The 19,909-nt window shown below is 66.8% G+C and carries 13 protein-coding genes and 1 pseudogene; 5 read left to right on the plus strand and 9 right to left on the minus strand.

Annotation, left to right across the window (positions count from 1 at the left end; genetic code table 11):
- The coding region (locus U4Z64_RS36290) for a hypothetical protein (protein WP_321822552.1) at window positions 1–221 on the plus strand (221 nt) is incomplete at its 5' end.
- Here the strand turns inward: U4Z64_RS36290 and U4Z64_RS36295 are convergent.
- The gene (locus tag U4Z64_RS36295) at window positions 193–1,470 is read right to left on the minus strand and encodes an aminotransferase class V-fold PLP-dependent enzyme (protein ID WP_321822553.1); all 1,278 of its coding nucleotides are present in this window, start codon (window positions 1,468–1,470) and stop codon (window positions 193–195) included. The two genes, U4Z64_RS36290 and U4Z64_RS36295, sit on opposite strands and share 29 nt — an antisense overlap.
- 53 nt (window positions 1,471–1,523) lie before the next feature.
- Window positions 1,524–2,852, minus strand: coding sequence for a glutamate/aspartate:proton symporter GltP (gene gltP / locus U4Z64_RS36300; protein ID WP_321822554.1), 1,329 nt, complete (start codon window positions 2,850–2,852; stop codon window positions 1,524–1,526).
- Between the two features lie 174 nt (window positions 2,853–3,026).
- Here gltP and U4Z64_RS36305 point away from each other — a divergent pair, with 174 nt between their 5' ends.
- The gene (locus U4Z64_RS36305; protein ID WP_321801863.1) at window positions 3,027–3,944 is read left to right on the plus strand and encodes a LysR family transcriptional regulator; all 918 of its coding nucleotides are present in this window, start codon (window positions 3,027–3,029) and stop codon (window positions 3,942–3,944) included.
- Window positions 3,945–4,010: 66 nt separating this feature from the next.
- Here U4Z64_RS36305 and U4Z64_RS36310 read toward each other — a convergent pair whose 3' ends face one another.
- Window positions 4,011–4,883 carry a LysR family transcriptional regulator gene (locus U4Z64_RS36310; RefSeq protein WP_321822555.1) on the minus strand — a complete coding sequence of 291 codons (873 nt, stop codon included), beginning with the start codon at window positions 4,881–4,883 and terminating at the stop codon, window positions 4,011–4,013.
- Window positions 4,884–5,134: 251 nt separating this feature from the next.
- Between U4Z64_RS36310 and U4Z64_RS36315 the strand changes: the two genes are divergently transcribed.
- From U4Z64_RS36315 to U4Z64_RS36325, 3 genes are all read left to right on the plus strand, one after another.
- The gene (locus U4Z64_RS36315) at window positions 5,135–5,824 is read left to right on the plus strand and encodes a glutathione S-transferase family protein (protein WP_124489809.1); all 690 of its coding nucleotides are present in this window, start codon (window positions 5,135–5,137) and stop codon (window positions 5,822–5,824) included.
- A gap of 204 nt (window positions 5,825–6,028) precedes the next feature.
- On the plus strand, window positions 6,029–7,336 hold the full coding sequence (locus U4Z64_RS36320) for a dicarboxylate/amino acid:cation symporter (protein WP_044846949.1): 1,308 nt from the start codon (window positions 6,029–6,031) through the stop codon (window positions 7,334–7,336).
- Window positions 7,337–7,349: 13 nt separating this feature from the next.
- Window positions 7,350–8,291 carry an amino acid ABC transporter substrate-binding protein gene (locus U4Z64_RS36325; RefSeq protein ID WP_321822556.1) on the plus strand — a complete coding sequence of 314 codons (942 nt, stop codon included), beginning with the start codon at window positions 7,350–7,352 and terminating at the stop codon, window positions 8,289–8,291.
- 256 nt (window positions 8,292–8,547) lie between these two features.
- Here U4Z64_RS36325 and uvrA read toward each other — a convergent pair whose 3' ends face one another.
- The 6 genes and pseudogenes from uvrA to U4Z64_RS36355 all read right to left on the minus strand — a co-directional run.
- Entirely contained in the window at window positions 8,548–14,442 is a 5,895-nt protein-coding gene (gene uvrA / locus U4Z64_RS36330) for an excinuclease ABC subunit UvrA (RefSeq protein WP_321822557.1), read from the minus strand.
- A gap of 293 nt (window positions 14,443–14,735) precedes the next feature.
- A complete protein-coding gene (locus tag U4Z64_RS36335) occupies window positions 14,736–16,202 on the minus strand; it encodes an amino acid racemase (protein WP_321822558.1) in 1,467 nt (488 codons plus the stop codon).
- Window positions 16,199–17,473: a dicarboxylate/amino acid:cation symporter gene (locus U4Z64_RS36340; RefSeq protein ID WP_321822559.1), complete on the minus strand. Its 1,275-nt coding sequence runs from the start codon at window positions 17,471–17,473 to the stop codon at window positions 16,199–16,201. Before U4Z64_RS36340 ends, U4Z64_RS36335 begins: the two co-directional genes overlap by 4 nt.
- A 183-nt stretch (window positions 17,474–17,656) precedes the next feature.
- A complete protein-coding gene (locus U4Z64_RS36345) occupies window positions 17,657–18,571 on the minus strand; it encodes a LysR substrate-binding domain-containing protein (RefSeq protein WP_044846953.1) in 915 nt (304 codons plus the stop codon).
- A gap of 106 nt (window positions 18,572–18,677) precedes the next feature.
- On the minus strand, window positions 18,678–18,986 hold the full coding sequence (locus U4Z64_RS36350; protein WP_124489813.1) for an H-NS family nucleoid-associated regulatory protein: 309 nt from the start codon (window positions 18,984–18,986) through the stop codon (window positions 18,678–18,680).
- A 166-nt stretch (window positions 18,987–19,152) separates the two neighbouring features.
- Window positions 19,153–19,909, minus strand: a pseudogene (locus U4Z64_RS36355) (phosphomannomutase/phosphoglucomutase); the annotation flags it as partial.

Raw genomic sequence — 19,909 nt, forward strand, 5'->3', positions numbered from 1 at the left:
CTACGACGATCTTCACGCGCTGCTCCTCCATCGAGTCGTTGGCATCATCCGGTTTCGCAGGCCATTACACGCGCAAACCCGGCCGGCGACAACTATCCATTGACTCTGCCGGTCATAGCCCGAACCTATTGCGCCGCGCGTTTCCCGGCGCCGAATGCGACACGGCCCGGATGATCCGGGCCGTGTCGTCGATCAGCGGTTCGCTGCCAGCGTGGCGGTAATCGCCAGGAATCGCGCGATATCGTCGGGCGCATGGCAATGGAGCGGCGATATCCGCACAGCGCCGCCGAGCCCGAACGATTTCAGCATCCGCCCCGAATACAGGCTCGACGCAACGCGTTCATAGACGATCACGCCATGCTTTTCGTATTCCCGCACCGCCTGCGTCGGTTCGAGGTTCGCGAAACCGATCCCGACGATCAGGTCGCGCTCCGTCAGGTCGTCGTGATCCCAGTAGACCTCGACACCGTCGATCGACCGCAGCCCGCGACGCCCCTCACACCCGTCGAGCAACGCGGCCAGCAGCGCGCGCTCATGCAGTTCGATCCGGTGCATGCCCTCGACGAACAGCGTGCGCCGATCGTCCGAATCGCGGAAATACCGGCCGATCCAGCGCACGTAATCGACGATCGACGTCACGACCGCGAATTGCGCGGGCGCCGGGCTGCCCAGTTCCCATACGCCGTGCTCCTTCGCGGCAAGCCGGTGATGCGGCAACGCGGACGCGCGCGGCGATAGCCACGAGATGCCCGACCCGCGGCAACCGAAGAACTTGTACGGCGCGAAGTTGATGCCGTCGACCGGCATGCGCTGCACGTCGATGATGCCGTGCGGCGCATGCTGGACCGCATCGACGACGATGAACAGGTCCGGCTTCTTCTCCCGCGCACGCGCGACGATCGTCTCGATGTCGAATTTCGCGCCGGAGATGTTCGACGCGAACATCACGCTGAGCAGCGCGGTATCGGCATCGACCAGCGACACGATCGCATCGACGTCCACGCCGCCGGTCTGCGGATTGCTCGGCGCGATGCGCAGCGTCTTGCCGGTACGTTCCGCGTAATACGTCATCGCATCGTACGACGACGGATGCTCGAGCACGGTCGTCACCGCATTGGTGCCCGGTACGTTCTCCATGATCGCGCGCACCATGTCGAACATCGCGCCCGACGCCGTCAGCGACGCATACACGGTGCCGTCGCGCGCGTTCAGGATCGTGCGAACGTCGTCCTCGCCGCGCGACTGGATCGCCTGGAGATCGAGCGCACGCTCATGGATGCGCTCCGGGCAGTCGGGCAGCGCATCGATCCGCGCGTAGGCGTCGACCGCGGCCTTCAGCCGGAACGATCCGCCCGCGTTGTCGAAGAACAGCCGCGCGCGGCCGTCGATATCGTGATCGACATGATGAAAGCGCGCCTTGACCTGCTGCATCAACGCGTCGGGAAAAAGTGCTCCGCGGGGACTGCTCATCTTCAATGCTCCTGTTTGCTTCCGAATGTTGTGCGATGCCTGCATGGCGGCGTTCAGCCGCGCAGCGATTCGAGGTATGCGCGGCCCTTGTCCGCGTCGTACTGGCCTTCCCATTTCGCGATGACGAGCGGCGCGAGCGCGTTGCCGACGAGGTTCAGCGCGGTGCGCCCCATGTCCATGATCCGGTCCACGCCGGCGATGAACGCCAGCCCTTCGAGCGGCAGTCCCGCGCTCGCGAGCGTGGCGAGCATGATCACGAACATGAAGCCGGGCACGCCCGCGGCGCCCTTCGACGTGACGACCATGGTCAGCGTCAGCAGGATCTGCTGCTGCCAGCCGAGATGCACGCCATACAGCTGCGCGACGAACAGCGTGCCGATGCCGAGATAGATCGACGCGCCGTCGAGGTTGAACGTGTAGCCGGTCGGCACCACGAAGGTCGTGATGCTCTTCGGCACGCCGTAGTCCTCCATCTTCTTCATCAGCTGCGGCAGCACGGTCGCCGAACTGCAGCTCGAGAACGCGATGATCAGCTCGTCCTTGATCACGCGCAGCAGCGTGACGATGCGGAACCCGAACAGCCGCGCGGTCAGGCCGAGCACGACGATCGCGAACAGCAGGATCGCGAAGTAAGTCACGGCGACCAGCTTCAGCAGCGGCAGCAGCGACCCGAAACCGAAGCTCGCGACCGTCACCGCGATCAACGCGCACACGCCGACGGGCGCATAGCGCATCACCATGTTCGTCACCTTGAACATCGCATCGGCCACGCCCTTGAGCATCGCGAGCACCGGCTTGCGGTGTTCTTCCGGCACGGTCTGCAGGCCGAGACCGAACAGCAGCGAGAAGAAGATCACCGGCAGCAGGTCGCCCTTCGCCATCGACGCGACGATGTTGTCCGGGATGATGCCGAGCACCAGCGCCATCAGCCCGTGATGCGCCTGCTGCACCTGTTGGGTGGCTTGCTGGTAGCGGGAAATGTCCGTGTGCGCGAGTTGCGACATGTCGGTGCCGACGCCCGGCTGCAGCACGTTGCCGATCACGAGCCCGAGCACGATCGCGATCGTCGTGACCACCTCGAAATAGAGCAGCGTCTTCAGGCCGATGCGGCCGAGCGACTTGCCGTCGCCGACGCCCGCGATGCCGATCACCATGCTCGTGAACACGATCGGCACGACGATCATCCGCACGAGCTTGATGAAGATGTCGCCGGCCGGCTGCAGCAACCCGGACACGGCCGTGTCGCGCAATTGCGGAAACCGGTTCAACACGAGCCCGGTCGCGATGCCGACGACGAGCCCGATGACGATCTGCCACGCGAGGCCGAAGCGCGGCTTGCGCGCCGCGTCCGGGACGGGCGGGGATTCAATGACGGTGTCCATGCTGTCTCCAAATAAGGGGGTCGGTTGAACGCTGGATACGAGGCGGCGCGGTACCTGACGAACGCGCTCGCCGGACAACGCAACGGGAGAACCTTAAGCAGCCGAAATAGGTAAAAAAAGCGATTTTTTGATATGCGAAAATATCGCTTTTTCTCATCTATCGAGTACCAGGCGATGCTCACGTTCAAGCAGATGGAAGCGCTGTACTGGATCGTGCGACTCGGCTCCTTCGACGCGGCCGCGACACGCCTCAACACGACGCAATCGGCCGTGTCGAAACGGATACAGGAACTCGAACGCACGTTCGACCTGACGGTGTTCGACCGCGCGCATCGCAGCGCCCGGCTCACCGACAAGGGCGCCGAACTGTTCGATCACGCGAAGGCGTTGCTCGAACAGCGCGACCGCGTCGTCGAGCGGATGAGTTCGAAGGAAGCGCTGGTGCGCCATGTCCGGATCGGCGTGACCGAACTGACCGCGCTGACCTGGCTGCCGCGCCTGGTCGCGGCGATCCAGGCCGCCTATCCGCGCGTGCACGTGGAGGCGGAGGTGGACCTGACCGCGGTGCTGCGCGATCGTCTCGCCGCCGACACGATCGACCTGATCGTCGTCCCGCAGATTCATGCGACGGAATCGTTCGCGGCGACGGTGGTCGGCGAAGTCGACAATGCGTGGATGTGCGCGGCCGGGTTCATGCCGAAGCGCAAGACGGCGATTTCATTGACGGACGTCGCGCAGTTTCCGCTGATCCTGCAAGGGACCCTGTCGGGCACGGGGCATCTGTACACGCGCTTTCTGCAGGAACATGGCGTTGCGATGCAGCGCGTGCTGTCGAGCAACAGCCTGATCGCGCAGATCGGCCTCACGCTGTCGGGGCTCGGCGTCAGCTATCTGCCGAAGGCATGCGTCGCGCACCTGGTCGCGTGCGAGGCGCTGGAGATCGTGCGCACGCGGCCGGCGCTGCCGCCGGTGCGCTACGTTGCGCTGCATCGTGCGGAACGCGCCCATTCGCTGACCGCCGAGATCGTCCAGCTGGCGGCGCAGGCGTGCGATTTCAGCACGAGCCTGCTGGACCCCGGTGCACATGATTAGGGTTCCGAACGACATGGAAAATCCATGGCGCGATGCGCCCGCATCGCCGCGCACCGACGCACACGGTCAGATCTTCAGCGTCGTCGACAGATATTTGAATACGGTCGAGACCCGCAGCAGATGTCGCGATTCCCGGTGGGTCAGCACCCACAGCTCGGTCCGGCAGTCGGGCAGGACATCGGTCAATTGCACGAGATCGGAGCGGCCGCGTGTCAGAAACATCGGCAGTATGCCGACGCCCATGCCCAGGGCGACCAGCTCCATCACGGTCAGGACGCTGTTGACCTTGTAGTGCGGCACCACTTTCCTGAAATGACGTTTGCGCCAGATGACCGACGGGTGGCCCGGCAGCGCATCGTCCGGCGCGATCCAGCGTGCCTTGCCCGCCGTGACGTCTTCATAACGGCGTACTGCGGCGTCGTGCCTCGACGCGAAAAGCGCCACGTCGATCGACCCGACATGCTTGCCCACCAGATATTCCGGTGGCTGCCGGGTCGCACGCACCGCGATATCGGCCTCGCGGCGCCCCAGGTCGGCGATCTCGTTGCCGGTGTTCAGCTCGTACGCAAGCCGCGGGTGGACGGCTTCCAGCTGCTTCAGCGCCGGCCCGACCAGCCCGTGCAGAATCGTGTCGGTGGTGGTGATGCGCACGGTGCCCGCCACTTGCTCGGGCGCTTGTTGCGCGATCGAGCGGGCCGATTCGACCTGCACTTCCACTTGCTCCGCGTGTTCGGCCAGCGCCAGCGCGATTTCCTTCGCGCGATAGCCTGAGCGGGTCCGTTCGAACAACTGCTGCTGCAGGCCGCGCTCGATCCGCCTGAGGTTGCGAAACACGGTCGACGCATCCACGTCCAGTCGCTCGCCCGCCTGAACCAGCGTGCCCGAGCGGGACAGCGCCAGTATCGTTTCGAGGTCTGCTGCGCTGAGCTTGTATGGCATCCGGTTATCCCCCGTGCATTGCATTTTTGCAATCCGTCATTGTAATCATGCGTATTGCTCAAGCACTTCCGCAATGTCAAATTCGGTGCCGCCTTGCCAACTCTCCCAACGGGTGCCGATATGAACCAATCGATTTCGACGAGTGACAATGCCGCCTATGCCGCCCATGGCGCGTTGCTGCTGCGCGTGGCATTGGGCCGGCGCAGCCAGCGCTTCGCGCCCGGCGTGGCCTGACACGGCGAGGCGACGACATGAGCACGCCCCAATACCACCTCGTCAGCCACGTGCTGTGCCCCTACGTCCAGCGCGCAGTCATCGTGCTGACCGAAAAAGGCGTGCCGTTCGAACGGACGGACGTCGACCTGGGCAACAAGCCGGACTGGTTTCGCAGGATTTCCCCGCTCGGCAAGACCCCCGTGCTGGTCGTCGATGGCGCGCCCATCTTCGAATCGGCCGTGATCTGCGACTACCTCGACGAGACGCTCGCGCCGCGGCTGCATCCCGATGCGCCTCTAGAGCGGGCGCGGCACCGCGCCTGGGTCGAGTTCGCTTCGGCACTGCTGAACGCCGTGTGGGGGTTCTACACGGCTGCGGACGAAACGGCGCTGGCCGCAGCAACCCGTGACATCCGCGCACGATTCGAGCAGCTCGAAGACACGCTCGGCACCGGCCCGTATTTTGGCGGCGCGCACTTCAGCATCGTGGACGCGGCATTCGGGCCGGTGTTCCGCTACTTCGACGTGTTCGAGCGGATCGACGACTTCGGGTTCTTCGCGGGCTTGCCCAAGGTCACTGCATGGCGGCAACGGCTCGCCGAACGACCGTCCGTGCGCGCAGCGGTCCGGGCCGACTATCCGCAGCGGCTGATGGAGTTCCTGCTCAAGCGCGGCTCGATGCTGTCGACGCGTATCCGCGATCACGTATTGCGCATTCAGGATTGAACCGAACCGCTTTTGCGTGTCGGTGCCCCGTATCGGGTTGCGCCGGCACCGGGCTCAGGGTGCCACCGGCACGATCTTTGCCGGGCGATCGGTCGCGACACGGCGCTAGCGCAAACCCGCCCCCGGTTGCACTGTTCATCGCCGTTCGGGTCCTGTATTGTCCTTCCATCCCCGGTTGCGGAACCGGTGCATGGGAGGCGCACGATGCAGAAAAAAAATGCTGCAGCCGTCTGGATCCTGATCGCGATGGTGGCAGGCATCCTGATCGGCTACATGATCTTCACGAGCTTTCCCGACAAAAAGGCCACCACCGAAATCGCCGGATACATCTCGCTCGTGTCCGACGTGTTCCTGCGGCTGATCAAGATGGTGATCGGCCCGCTGGTGTTCTCGACGCTCGTCGTCGGCATCGCGCACATGGGCGACGCGGCATCGGTCGGGCGCGTGTTCGCGAAATCGATCGGCTGGTTCGTCACCGCGTCGCTGATCTCGCTGCTGCTCGGGCTGTTCATGGCGAACCTGCTGCGGCCCGGCGAGAACCTCGGCCTGCCGCTGCCGGACATCGGCGCATCGGCGAACCTCGCGACCTCCAAGTTCACGCTCAAGGATTTCGTCGGCCACATGGTGCCGAGGTCGTTCGCCGAGGCGATGAGCAACAACGAAATCCTGCAGATCGTCGTGTTCTCGATGTTCTTCGGCGTGGCGCTCGCGGCGCTCGGCGAGCGCGGCAAGATCCTCGTCGCCGCGATCGACCAGCTGTCGCACGTGATGCTCAAGATCACCGGCTACGTGATGAAGCTCGCGCCGCTCGCGGTGATGGCCGCGATGGCCGCGACCGTCGCGGTCAACGGGCTGTCGGTGCTGCTGAAGTTCGCGGTGTTCATGGGCGACTTCTACGTGAGCCTGTTCCTGCTCTGGGCCTTGCTCGTCTGTGCCGGGCTGTTGTTCCTCGGGCCGCGCGTATTCAAGTTGCTGGTGCTGATCAAGGAAGCATTCATGCTGTCGTTCGCGACGGCCAGCTCCGAAGCCGCGTATCCGAAGATCCTCGATGCGCTCGACCGGTTCGGCGTGCGGCGCAGGATTTCGAGCTTCGTGATGCCGATGGGCTATTCGTTCAACCTCGACGGGTCGATGATGTACTGCACGTTCGCGTCGCTGTTCATCGCGCAGGCGTACAACATCCACCTGTCGATCGGCACGCAGATCACGATGCTGCTGGTCCTGATGCTGACGTCGAAGGGAATGGCCGGCGTGCCGCGCGCATCGCTCGTCGTGATCGCCGCCACGCTGCACCAGTTCGGGCTTCCGGAGGCCGGCCTGCTGCTGATTCTCGGCGTCGATACGTTCCTCGACATGGGCCGCTCGGCCACCAACGCGGTCGGCAACTCGATCGCGAGCGCGGTGGTCGCGAAGTGGGAAAACCAGCTCATGTCGGAAGCGGAAGCCGAAGCCAATCTGGCACGCATCGAAGCGGAACAGGAAGCGACGATTGCGCATCCGACGGACGTCTGACGGAGGCCCGGCGATGAAGATGCAGCGATTCTGGCGTGCGCTCGCGCTCGCGGGCCTGCTTGCCGCGGGCGCAAGCGCGCGCGCGGAAGATGCGCCGTCCACGCCGCCGCGCGTCGAGCCGTTCGCGCCGGCCCGACTGACCGGCACGCTCGCGAAGGTGCGTAGCAGCGGCACGATCGCGCTCGGCTATCGCGACGCGTCGATCCCGTTCTCGTATCTGAACGCGCGCAACCAGCCGATCGGCTATTCGATCGAGCTCTGCAAGGCGCTCGTGTCGTCGATCGAGGATGCGGTCAACCGGAACCTGACGATCCGCTGGGTGCCGGTCACGTCCGAGAACCGCATCGACGCGGTGGTCAACGGTACGGTCGACCTGGAATGCGGCTCCACGACGAGCAACCTGGAGCGCCAGAAGCGCGTGGCGTTCTCGCCGATCATCTTCGTGGCCGGCACGAAGGTGATGGTGAAACGCGGCTCGCCGATCCGCTCGTTCCGCGATCTCGCGGGCAAGAAGGTCGCGGTGACGGCCGGCACGACCAACGAGAAGGCGCTGCGCGACCTGGACGCGCGGTTCAGGCTCGGGATCCAGCTGCAGGTGGTGCCGGATCATGCGCAGGGCTTCGCGCTCGTCGCGAGCGGCGGCGCCGATGCGTTCGCGACGGACGACGTGTTGCTGTACGGCCTGATTGCCGTGAATGCGGGCAAGGGCGGCCAGTACGACGTGGTCGGCGACTTCCTGTCCTACGACCCGTACGGCATCATGTTCCGCAAGGACGATCCGCAGCTCGCGCAGGTCGTGAAGAGCACGTTCGAGGAACTGGCCGTCGACGGCGAGATCACGCGCCAGTACAAGCGCTGGTTCCTGCGCCCGCTTCCGTCGGGCATGAGCCTCAACCTGCCGATGAGCCCGCAGCTGGAGACCATCATCGAGACGATCGGCGTCAAGGGCGAATGAGATAGCGCCGCCGTCTTCCGCTCGACCGGGACGAGCCGTTCCTGTCGCGCGTGATGCGGCGGCGTCACCGGCGTCCCCGGCGTCACCTACGTTGCGCGGCAGCCGCGACGCATCCGGCCACGCTATCCCGGGCAGCCATGTATTCATGCCGGGTGCCCGATCGACGGGATGTCGCAGCGGCCGATCGCACGGACGAATGCAAAAGCGTCCCCGGTGCCTGCCCAGACACCGGGGACGCTGACCGGCAGCACCGCGTTCAACCGACCCGCACTTCTCCCGGCCGCTCCGCTTCGCCGTCTTGCGCCGCCGTTCGCGCCAGCACCGGCTTCAGCGCGTGCCCGGTATGGCTCGCCTTCACCTGCGCGAGCCCTTCCGGCGGCGCCGCCGCGACGATCGTGCCGCCGCCCACGCCGCCTTCCGGACCGAGATCGATGATCCAGTCGGCTTCCGCGATCACGTCGAGGTCGTGTTCGATCACGACGACGCTATGCCCGCCGTCGACCAGCCGGTGCAGCACGCGGATCAGCTTCGCGACGTCGGCCATGTGCAGGCCGACCGTCGGCTCGTCGAGCACGTACAGCGTGTGCGGCGCCTTCTGGCCGCGCCGCGTGATGTCGTCGCGCACCTTCGTGAGCTCGGTCACGAGCTTGATCCGCTGCGCCTCGCCGCCGGACAGCGTCGGCGACGGCTGGCCGAGCGTCAGGTAGCCGAGGCCGACGTCCTTCATCAGCTGCAGCGGATGCGCGATGTTCGAAATCGGTGCGAAAAATTCCACCGCTTCGTCGATCTCCATCGTCAGCACGTCGCCGATGTTCCGGCCGCGCCACGTGACCGCAAGCGTCTCCGGGTTGAAGCGCTGCCCGTGGCACACGTCGCACGGCACCTTCACGTCGGGCAGGAAGCTCATCCCGATCGTGCGCACGCCTTGCCCTTCACAGGCCGGACACCGCCCGTCGCCGGTGTTGAACGAGAAGCGCGACGCCGTGTAGCCGCGCGCCCGCGCCTCCAGCGTATCGGCGAACAGCTTGCGGATCGTGTCCCACACGCCGATGTAGGTGGCCGGGCACGAGCGCGGCGTCTTGCCGATCGGCGTCTGGTCGACTTCGAGCACGCGGTCGATCTGCTCCCAGCCGCTCAGCGACGCGCAGCCCTGCCACGCATGCGTGACGTTCAGCGACGGCCGCGGCGCGCTGCGTGCGAGCACGCTCGAGCGGCGGTTCGTGGCCGGCGCATCTTGCTGCGCGGCCTTGCGCGCGCGCCGCGTGGCCGGCGACGACAGCACCGAGCGGCCGACCGCGTCGAGCAGGTTCGTCATCAGCACGTCGCGCGCGAGCGTCGACTTGCCCGAGCCGCTGACGCCCGTCACCGCGACGAGCCGCGCGAGCGGAATGCCGACGGTGACGTCACGCAGGTTGTGCAGCGTCGCGCCATGCACGGTCAGCCAGCCGTCCGGCACCGCCGGTGCGCCCTTCTTGCCCGCGACGCTCACCGCACGGCGCGGCTGCAACGGGTGCGTCATCGGCTGCGCGAGCAGCCGGCCCGTGACCGAATCGGGCTGTGCGGCCAGATCCGCGACCGCCCCTTCGGCGACCAGCGTGCCGCCGCGCTTGCCGGCGCCCGGGCCGACGTCGATGATGTGGTCGGCGCGGCGAATCGTGTCCTCGTCGTGCTCGACGACGACGAGCGTGTTGCCCTTGTCGCCGAGCTTGCGCAGCGCGTCCAGCAGGATCTGGTTGTCGCGCGGATGCAGGCCGATGGTCGGCTCGTCGAGCACGTAGCACACGCCCTGCAGGTTGCTGCCGAGCTGCGCGGCAAGCCGGATGCGCTGCGCTTCGCCGCCCGACAGGCTCGGCGCCGCGCGATCGAGGCTCAGGTAGCCGAGCCCGACCTCCTCGAGAAACGCGAGGCGGCTGCCGATCTCGCTGACGATGTCGCGCGCGATCTGCGCGTTGCGCCCGGTCAGTTCCAGCCCGTCGATCCAGCGGCGCGTGTCGGACACCGTCCACTGCGCGACCTCGACGATCGGATGCGCGTCGAACGTGACCGCGCGCGCCGACGGGTTCAGGCGCGTGCCGCCGCAATCCGGGCACGGCTCGTTGCCGACGCCTTCCGGTTCCTGCTCGTCCGACGGCAAGGTCTGCTCGCGGCCGCGATCGTCGCCGGCGAGCACCGTGTCGTCGTACGCCGCGCGCTGTTCACGCGTGAGCGTGACGCCGGTGCCGACGCAGGTCGTGCACCAGCCGTGCTTGCTGTTGTACGAGAACATCCGCGGATCGAGCTCCGGGTAGCTCGTGCCGCACACCGGGCACGCACGCTTGACCGACAGCACCTTGACCTCGCCGACGCGCGCGGTCGAATGGTCGTTCTGCATCGCGTGATGCAGCCCGTCGAGCGGCGCCAGCAGGTGCATCACGCCCTTGCCGAGCTCGAGCGTCTCGTCGAGCAGGCGCCGCAACTCGGCCTCGTGGTCCGGCGACACGACGATGTCGGCCACCGGCAGCTCGATCGTATGCTCGCGGAAGCGGTCAAGCTTCGGCCACGGATCGACCGTGACGAACTCGCCGTCCACGCGCAGATGCGTGCTGCCGCGCGCCTTCGCCCACTTCGCGAGATCGGTATACACGCCCTTGCGGTTGACGACGAGCGGCGCGAGCAAACCGACGTGCTCGCCGCGATGGTCGCGCAGCAGCTGCGCGGCGATCGACTCGACGGTTTGCGACGTGACGGGCGTGCCGTCGTGGATGCAGTGCTGCAGGCCGAGCTTCACGTACAGCAGCCGCAGGAAGTGCCAGACTTCGGACGTGGTCGCGACCGTGCTCTTGCGGCCGCCGCGCGACAGCCGCTGCTCGATCGCCACCGTCGGCGGAATGCCGTACACGGCGTCCACTTCGGGCCGCCCGGCCGGCTGCACGATCGAGCGCGCATACGCGTTCAGCGATTCGAGGTAGCGGCGCTGGCCTTCGTGGAACAGGATGTCGAACGCGAGCGTCGACTTGCCGGAACCCGACACGCCGGTGATCACGTTGAACTTGCCGTGCGGGATGTCGACGTCGAGCGCCTTCAGGTTGTGCTCGCGCGCGTTGACGATCCGCACGACATCCTCGCCCTCGATCGCGCGCCGCTCGCGGGCGGCGTTCAGCACGGCCTGCAGCGGCACGCCTTCGTCGGCGAGCGCGGTTTCGCCGTCCATCGCGCGGTCGTACTGCAGCAGCGCGACGCCGGTGTGCGATTGCGCGCACGCCTTCACGTCGTCGGGCGTGCCCGCGCACAGCACGAGGCCGCCGCCATCGCCGCCTTCCGGGCCGAGATCGATCAGCCAGTCGGCCGCGCGGATCACGTCGAGGTTGTGCTCGATCACGATCAGCGAATGGCCGGCCGCGAGCAGCTTGCCGAACGCCTGCATCAGCTTCGCGATGTCGTCGAAGTGCAGCCCGGTGGTCGGTTCGTCGAACATGAACAGCTTCGCGCGCGCGATGCGCGCCTCCTCGCTGGCGATCCGGCGCCCGCCCGCGGCGGCCGCCGATTCGGCGAGGAAGCCGGCCAGCTTCAGCCGCTGCGCTTCGCCGCCCGACAGCGTCGGCACCGGCTGGCCGAGCTTCACGTATTCGAGGCCGACGTCGACGATCGGCTGCAGCACGCGCAGCACCTCGGCGTCGGTCGCGAAGAACGCGGCCGCCTCGCTGACGGTCAGGTCGAGCACGTCGGCGATGTTCAGCGCGCGGCCGTCGCGCTCGATGCGCACTTCGAGGATCTCGGCGCGGTAGCGGCTGCCGTCGCAATCCGGGCAACGCAGGTAGACGTCGCTCAGGAACTGCATCTCGATGTGCTCGAAGCCCGAGCCGCCGCAGGTCGGGCAACGGCCGTCGCCCGAGTTGAAGCTGAACGTGCCGGCGCCGTAGCCGCGCTGCAGCGCGAGCGGCGCCTTCGCGAACAGCTTGCGGATCTCGTCGAACGCGCCGACGTAGCTGGCCGGGTTCGAGCGCGTGGTCTTGCCGATCGGCGACTGGTCGACGAACACGACGTCGCCGACCTGGTCGGCACCCGTGAGCGTACGAAACGCGCCCGGCGACTCGGTCGCCTTGCCGTGGTGGCGCGCCATCGCCGGATAGAGCACGTCCTGCAGCAATGTCGACTTGCCGGAGCCCGACACGCCCGTCACGCACACGAGCCGCTGCAGCGGAATCTCGACCGTCACGTCACGCAGGTTGTGCTCGGTCGCGCCTTCGAGCACGATGCGCGGCGTGTTCGCGTCGACCGGGCGGCGCGCCCAGTTCGACGCATGCGCGACGTGCTTGCGGCCGCCGAGATATTCGCCCGTCAGCGTGCGCGCGGCACGGATGTCGGCCGGCGTGCCGTCGTAGACGATCGTGCCGCCGCGCTCGCCGGGGCCCGGGCCCATGTCGATCAGCCGGTCGGCCGCGAGCATCACCGACGGATCGTGCTCGACGACGACCAGCGTATTGCCCGCGTCGCGCAGCCGCTGCATCGCCTCGACGATTCGCGTGAGGTCGCGCGGATGCAGCCCGATGCTCGGCTCGTCGAGCACGAACAGCGTTTTCGTGAGCGAGGTGCCGAGCGCGGTGGTCAGGTTGATCCGCTGCACCTCGCCGCCCGACAGCGTGCGGCTCTGCCGGTCGAGCGTCAGGTAGCCGAGCCCCACGTCGCACAGGTATTTCAGGCGCGTGCGCACCTCGGCGAGCAGCAGTTTCAGCGCATCGTCGAGCAGCGCACTCGGCAGCGTGATCCCGTCGAAGAAGCGGCGGATGCGCTCGATCGGCAGCAGCATCAGGTCGTGCACCGTCAGGCCCGGCAGCGCTTCGAGCTGCGCGCGCGTCCAGTCGACGCCGCGCGGCATGAAACGATCGGCCGGCGCGAGCACCGCATCGGCGTTCGCCTTCGAGCCGAGCCGCCACTGCAGCGATTCCGTCTTCAGGCGCGCGCCGCCGCAGACCTCGCACGGCGTGTAGCTGCGGTACTTCGACAGCAGCACGCGGATATGCATCTTGTACGCTTTCGATTCGAGATAGCCGAAGAAGCGTTTCACGCCGTACCACTGGCTCTGCCACTTGCCGTTCCAGTCCGGCGAGCCGTTGATCACCCAGTCGCGCTCGGCGTCGGTCAGGTCGGACCACGGCGTGTCGCGGCGGATGTCGGCCTTCGCCGCGTAGCGCATCAGGTCGTCCTGGCACTCCTTCCAGGCGGGCGTCTGCATCGGCTTGATCGCGCCGCCGCGCAGCGTCTTGCGCGCGTCGGGGATCACCAGGCCGAGATCGACGCCGATCACGCGGCCGAAGCCGCGGCAGGTCTCGCACGCGCCGTAGGCCGAGTTGAACGAGAACAGCGCCGCTTGCGGCTCCGCGTAGCGCAGGTCGCTGTCGGGATCGTGCAGCCCGGTGGAGAAACGCCACACCTGCGGCTCGGCCAGCGCGTTTTCCGCTTCCGGCGCGAGCACGTAGACGTTCACGCGGCCGCCGCCTCGCTTCAGCGACGCCTCGATCGCCTCGACCACGCGCACCTTGTCGGCCTGCTGCACGCGGAAGCGGTCGGCCACCACGTCGAGCAGCTTGCGCGGGCCGGTCGGCGACGCGACTTCGCGCTGCGCCTGCACGCGCGTGTAGCCGCTCGCGGACAGCCACTGCGCGATTTCTTCGTCGGACACGCTTTCCGGCAACTCGACCGGGAACGTGACGACGACGCGCGGATCGTCGGCGCGCGTGCGCTCGACGAGTTCCGCGTAGATCGTCTCCGGCGTGTCGTGCCGCACCTGCCGCGCGGTCTGGCGGTCGAACAGCTCGGCCGCGCGCGCGTACAGCAGCTTCAGGTGATCGTTGAGCTCGGTCATCGTGCCGACCGTCGAGCGCGAGCTGCGGACCGGGTTGGTCTGGTCGATCGCGATCGCGGGCGGCACGCCGTCAACGCGCTCGACCTGCGGACGGTCCATCCGGTCGAGGAACTGCCGCGCGTACGCGCTGAAGGTTTCGACGTAGCGCCGCTGGCCTTCCGCGTACAGCGTGTCGAACACGAGGCTCGACTTGCCGGAGCCCGACGGGCCGGTGACGACCGTCATTTCGCCGGTGCGCAGGTCGAGATCGAGGTTCTTGAGGTTGTGCTGACGTGCTCCGCGAATGCGGATCAGATTGCTGGATGACAATTTGCCTGCCCGTCTGAATGAGTTAGCCGGATTTCACGGTGCCGGAACGCTGCGGCGGATGCCCGCAGGCGCGGCGCACGTGCCGCACGGGTCATGCCCGCGCCGCTCGAGTTCGACGGATACTATACTGTATATTCATACAGTTTTCCAAGAACGGTGCGAAGCCGGGAACAAGCGCCGGATCACGCCGGCTTTTCCGGACGGCGGCTCGATCATCGAAGCGCGCCGAACGACTCGCGCTTCCGGAGCGTCTGCCGCTCGCGCTCGCGCCCCGCACCGGCACCGGCACCGGCTCAGCCGCCACCCGCCATCGCATACGCAATGCACGTGCGGGCGAGCACGTCGGTCGGATCGACGAGCGTCGCCCGACGCCCGTCCCGCGCGACATATTCGCCGCCCGGCAGCAGGATCGGCAGCTCGGTGCAGCCGAGCACGATCACCCGCACGCCCTCTGCAATCAGCGCGTCGACAGCGGCGCCGATATCGTCCTTGCACTGTCCGGTCGTGAAGCCGGCCTTCACGCCCTGCTTCCCGTAGATCGCTTCCATCACGCGCGCCTGCAATGCGGGCGTCGGTGCAACCTGTCGCAATCCTTGCGATTCCAGCGCCTTCTGATAGACCCCGCTTTCGATCGTGCCGGATGTCGCGAGCACGCCAACGTCGCGCAGCCCCGGATACGTATCGCGCAGATGCGCGACCGTGACGGTCAGCATGTTGACGACCGGAATGCCGAGGTACGGCTGGATCCGCTCGACGAACGCATGCGCGGTGTTGCACGGAATCGCGATGACGTCGGCATCGCCGTCCTCGAGCTTCTTGCAGGTCGCGTACAACGCGATCGTCGGGTCCGTGCCGGTGCCCGTCAGGTTCTCGGTCCGGTCGGGAATCTGCGGATTCTGCTCGACCAGCAGCTTGATGTGTTCCTGATCGCGCGACGCCGGCGTGTTGCGCACGATCTTGTCGAGGAAATCGACCGTCGCGGCCGGCCCGACGCCGCCGACCACGCCGACCTTGAACGGCGCCGCGCGCGAACCGGCGTGCCCGGTCACCGCGTACTGCGCATACGCGAGGTTCGAATCGACGAGCGGCACGCGCAGCGGGCCGATGGCGTCCGCGACCAGTGCGATCTCGGTCAGGCCGGGGACGATCACCTGCACGCCCTGATCGATCAGGTCCGCGCATGCGCGGCGCAGCAGGTCGACCGGCCGGCCGCGCAGATTGCCGCGCTTGATGCCGTCGGCCCCGTAGACGGCTTCCGTCACGAGATCGATCCCGTCGTGCGTCCGCGGATGAACGACGTCGAACTGCGGCGACGGGAAATACGTGTCGAAGAGTCGCTTGTCCCGCACGTAGTCGGAAGCCAGCACGCCGATGCGCGTCGCGTCCGGGTATTTGCGCCGCACGTGGTAGCGAACGGCTTCGACGATATCGACGATCGGCAGGCGCGTATTCGCCTTCAATTCGTCGATGAACGTGTGACTCAGGAAACACGGCAGCACGACCGTCGTCACGCCGCGCTTCTCGAACTGCCGGATCATGTCGAACACGTACAGCTTGCGCTCGATGGTCGCCGCACTGCCCGACCCCGATCCCTTGAACGGGTATTGCTCGAAGATCATCCCGGCGTGTTCCTCGTCGGACGACGCCGGCGTCGCCTTCACCATCTTGAAGAACACGTCGGCACTGCCCAGCGGCCCCAGGCCGCCGACCACGCCGAATTTACTCCGCGCATTCACGCTTTCCGTATCCGTGCGCATCATGCGTTCAGCTCCGGCTGCTCGAATACTGTGTCCTGCGACTGCGCGGCGCGCCGGCTCTCCCACTTCGCGATCACCGCCGTCGCCACGCTGTTGCCGATCACGTTGGTCATCGTGCGGCCCATGTCGAGGATCTGGTCGATCGCGAGCACCATCGCGACGCCGGCCACCGGCAGATGGAACATCGGCGCGACCGCCGCGACCACGACCACCGAGCCGCGCGGCACGCTCGCCATGCCCTTGCTGCTCAACATCAGCACCAGCAGCATGAACACCTGCTCCGACAGCGGCATGTGCACGCCGAACGCCTGCGCGATGAAGATGGCCGCGAACGCCTGATACATCATCGATCCGTCGAGGTTGAACGCGTAGCCGAGCGGCAGCGTGAAGCCCACCACCTTCTTGTCGACGCCGAAGCGCTCGAGCTGCTCGGTCAGGCGCGGATAGGCGGCCTCGCTGCTGGCGGTCGAGAACGCGATCAGCGCGGGCTCGCGCACGGCCTTCAGCAGGCTCCCGACGCGCCGCCCGAGAAACACGTAGCCGACGCCGATCAGGATCACCCAAAGGACCAGCAAGCCGAGATAGAACGCGCCGATCAGCTTCCCGTACGTGTAGATCACGTCGAGCCCGCGCAGCGTGACCGACGACGCGATCGCACCGAACACGCCGAGCGGCGCCGCGCGCATCACGTAGTTCGTCAGGCGCAGCATCACCGGCACCATCCCGTCGATCGCCTGGATCACGACGCTAACGCGCGGGTCGCGCTTCAACGCACTCAGCGCGACGCCGAGAAAGATCGAGAACACCAGGATCTGCAGGATGTCGTTGCGCGCCATCGCATCGAGCAGGCTGGTCGGGAACGCATGCGTGATCACGTCCCGGGCGTTCAGTGCGGCGGTGTTCAGTCCGGTGTTGACCTCGCCCGCGCTCGCCATCAGGTTCAGGCCGGCGCCCGGCTGCAGCGCATTGGCCATCACGAGGCCGAGACTCAACGAAATCAGCGACGCACAGACGAACCAGCCGAGCGAGCGCAGGCCGATGCGGCCGACGTCCTCGCCGCTGTCCATGGCGGCCAGGCCGGACACGAGCGTCACGAACACCAGCGGCGCGATGATCATCTTGATCAGGCGCAGGAAGATGTCGGTGACGATCGAGAAGTAGCCGGCGATCGTCTTGAGGGTGGCCGGGTCCGCGATGTTGGCGTGGCACGCATAACCGGCGACGACACCGAGGATCATGCCGACTGCGATGCTTAAGGTGAGGCGATTTTTCATGTCCATTCGTCCTTGGGTGGCACCCGGCCGCCGGAAGGCGGCGAGCGCTACGAAGAAGGCCGCGCGACGCCGGTCGCGCGTCGCATGTGCCGTTGGAACGAATGGTAGGGACGGTCGAAAAAGCCGTGATGCCGGTGCGACATGGCGGTATGCGAGCGCCGCATAACGCGGGAAAACCCTGATTCAGCCGAGCCGGGCAGGCGCCGCGCGCAGATGCTGCCAGAGGGTGTCGAGGAATTCGCTGCGATTGGACACGTCGCGATACACGCGCAGCTCGACGTCCAGGTTCCACGCTGCCGGGCCGGCCGGCACGAGGTCGCCGGCCGCCAGTTCGGCGGCGATCGCGCTGCGGGGCAGCCACGCGACGCCCTCGCCTTCCATCACGAGCTTCTTGAGCACTTCGGCCATGTCGGACTCGTAGTGCAGCTGCAAGGCCGGCGCATCCGGTGCGCGGCCGAGCAGCAGCGCGAGACAGCGGCCGAAGTAGCTGGTTTCCGTGTAGGTAATCAGCGGCAGCGGATTCTGCTTCGTTCCGGGCAGGCGAAACGCGGGCGCCGATCGACGGTTCGGCCGGCACGCCGGCATCAGCGTGTCGAGGCCCACCGTCAGGTGCGCGTACTTCGCGGGGTCGAGATGGAGCGGCAGCTCCGGATGGTGATACGCGAACATCAGCTCGCAGTTGCCGTTGACGAGCATCAGGATCGAGTCGTGGACGTTCGTCGGAATGACACGCGCGCGCACTTCACCGAAATGCGTCGCGAGCGCCTTGAGCCAGGCCGGCAGGAAACTCAGCGCGATCGTGTGACCCGCGGCGATCTGCAGGCTCTTGCCGGCGATCCGCTGCTCGGTGCGGATGATCGCGCGGGTATCGTACAGGCGGCTGATGACGTCTTCGGCCGTTTCACGGAACAGGCGCCCGGCCGGCGTCAGCACCGGTGGAAAGCTGCTGCGGTCGATCAGCTCGGCGCCGATCCACTGCTCGAGCGACTGGATGCGGCGGCTGAAGCCCGATTGCGTGACGTTGCGAAATTCAGCCGCGCGGGAAAAGCTCTGGTATTGCGCGAGCGCGAGGAAATCCTCGATCCATTTGATTTCCATGATGGCCTTGGAGGTCGCGGGTGAGCCGGCCCGCGCGTCACCTGGGTCGTGGCGAAGCGCGGGCCGACGGACGCCTCCATTTTATGGGCAGCGCGCAATGTCGCGTTCAACCCTCCTGGCGCTCTATCAGAAAGCGCTCGCGGCGCTTCCCCTTGATCCATGCCGGCTCGCGTCCCCGGCCGGACCACGTTGCCCCGGTGTTCGGATCGCGGTACTTCGGCGCGACGGCAGGCGTTTTTCGCGCCGTCCTTGCGGCACTGCCCTGACGGCCGAATATCTGTCTCGGGGTCAACCCATATTCGGCGACACGGGTACGGACCTCCTGCAGCACGGTCTCGAGTTCGGCCTGTCGCGCTTCCTCGGCACGTTTCATCAGTTCATTGGCTTGCGCCTTCAATTCGCGATAGCCTGACATCCCTTTCCTCCCAATTGCTCCGGCGCCATGAAAAGCCGAACGGGGCGCAAGCCCCGCACGGTTCGTTGTGTTGTCAACGGGTGGTGTCACGCGCGTGCGCCCGACGCGGCACGAGGCCTGTCTCCCTATGCATCGGATGCGTCGGCAGCACGCGTGCGCACGTCGTTCAGAACGGCAGCTCGACGTCCGGCTTCGCGGCCGTCAGCACGCGGCGGAAGTCCGCCTGGATGCGCTCGAGCCCTTCCTTGGTCTCCGCTTCGAACCGCAGCACGACCACCGGCGTCGTGTTCGACGAACGCGCGAGGCCGAAGCCGTCCGGGTACTCGACGCGCAGCCCGTCGATCGTCACGACTTCGTCGGCGCCGTCGAACTTCGCTTCCTTCTGCAGCTTCTCGATCAGGCGGAAGTTCTCGCCCTCCTCGAGCTTGAGCTGCAGCTCCGGCGTGCTCATCGCGTCCGGCAGCGCATTGAGCAGCGCGCTCGGATCGGCCGTCTTCGCGAGGATTTCGAGCAGGCGCGCGCCCGTGTAGAGACCGTCGTCGAAGCCGTACCAGCGGTCCTTGAAGAACACGTGGCCGCTCATCTCGCCCGCGAGCGGTGCGCCCGTCTCGCGCAGCTTCGCCTTGACCAGCGAATGGCCCGTCTTCCACATCAGCGGCTCGCCGCCCTTCGCCTTCACCCACTGCGCGAGATGGCGCGTGCACTTCACGTCGTAGATGATCTGCGCGCCCGGGTTGCGCGACAGCACTTCTTCCGCGAACAGCATCAGCTGGCGGTCCGGGAAGATGATCTGGCCGTCCTTCGTGACGACGCCGAGGCGGTCGCCGTCACCGTCGAACGCGAAGCCGAGTTCGGCGTCGGTGTCCTTCAGCGCCTGGATCACGTCCTGCAGGTTTTCCGGGTGCGCGGGATCGGGATGGTGA

The sequence above is a fragment of the Burkholderia sp. BCC1996 genome, from assembly GCF_905339955.1.
Lineage (GTDB): Bacteria > Pseudomonadota > Gammaproteobacteria > Burkholderiales > Burkholderiaceae > Burkholderia.

Bases quoted from the DNA above. Each gene is read 5' to 3' on its own strand.
- U4Z64_RS36295 (WP_321822553.1), bottom strand. From the start codon at position 1,470: ATGAGCAGTCCCCGCGGAGCACTTTTTCCCGACGCGTTGATGCAGCAG.
- U4Z64_RS36325 (WP_321822556.1), top strand. From the start codon at position 7,350: ATGAAGATGCAGCGATTCTGGCGTGCGCTCGCGCTCGCGGGCCTGCTT.
- U4Z64_RS36320 (WP_044846949.1), top strand. From the start codon at position 6,029: ATGCAGAAAAAAAATGCTGCAGCCGTCTGGATCCTGATCGCGATGGTG.
- U4Z64_RS36310 (WP_321822555.1), bottom strand. From the start codon at position 4,883: ATGCCATACAAGCTCAGCGCAGCAGACCTCGAAACGATACTGGCGCTG.
- U4Z64_RS36350 (WP_124489813.1), bottom strand. From the start codon at position 18,986: ATGTCAGGCTATCGCGAATTGAAGGCGCAAGCCAATGAACTGATGAAA.
- U4Z64_RS36340 (WP_321822559.1), bottom strand. From the start codon at position 17,473: ATGAAAAATCGCCTCACCTTAAGCATCGCAGTCGGCATGATCCTCGGT.
- U4Z64_RS36315 (WP_124489809.1), top strand. From the start codon at position 5,135: ATGAGCACGCCCCAATACCACCTCGTCAGCCACGTGCTGTGCCCCTAC.
- U4Z64_RS36305 (WP_321801863.1), top strand. From the start codon at position 3,027: ATGCTCACGTTCAAGCAGATGGAAGCGCTGTACTGGATCGTGCGACTC.
- U4Z64_RS36335 (WP_321822558.1), bottom strand. From the start codon at position 16,202: ATGATGCGCACGGATACGGAAAGCGTGAATGCGCGGAGTAAATTCGGC.
- U4Z64_RS36345 (WP_044846953.1), bottom strand. From the start codon at position 18,571: ATGGAAATCAAATGGATCGAGGATTTCCTCGCGCTCGCGCAATACCAG.
- gltP (WP_321822554.1), bottom strand. From the start codon at position 2,852: ATGGACACCGTCATTGAATCCCCGCCCGTCCCGGACGCGGCGCGCAAG.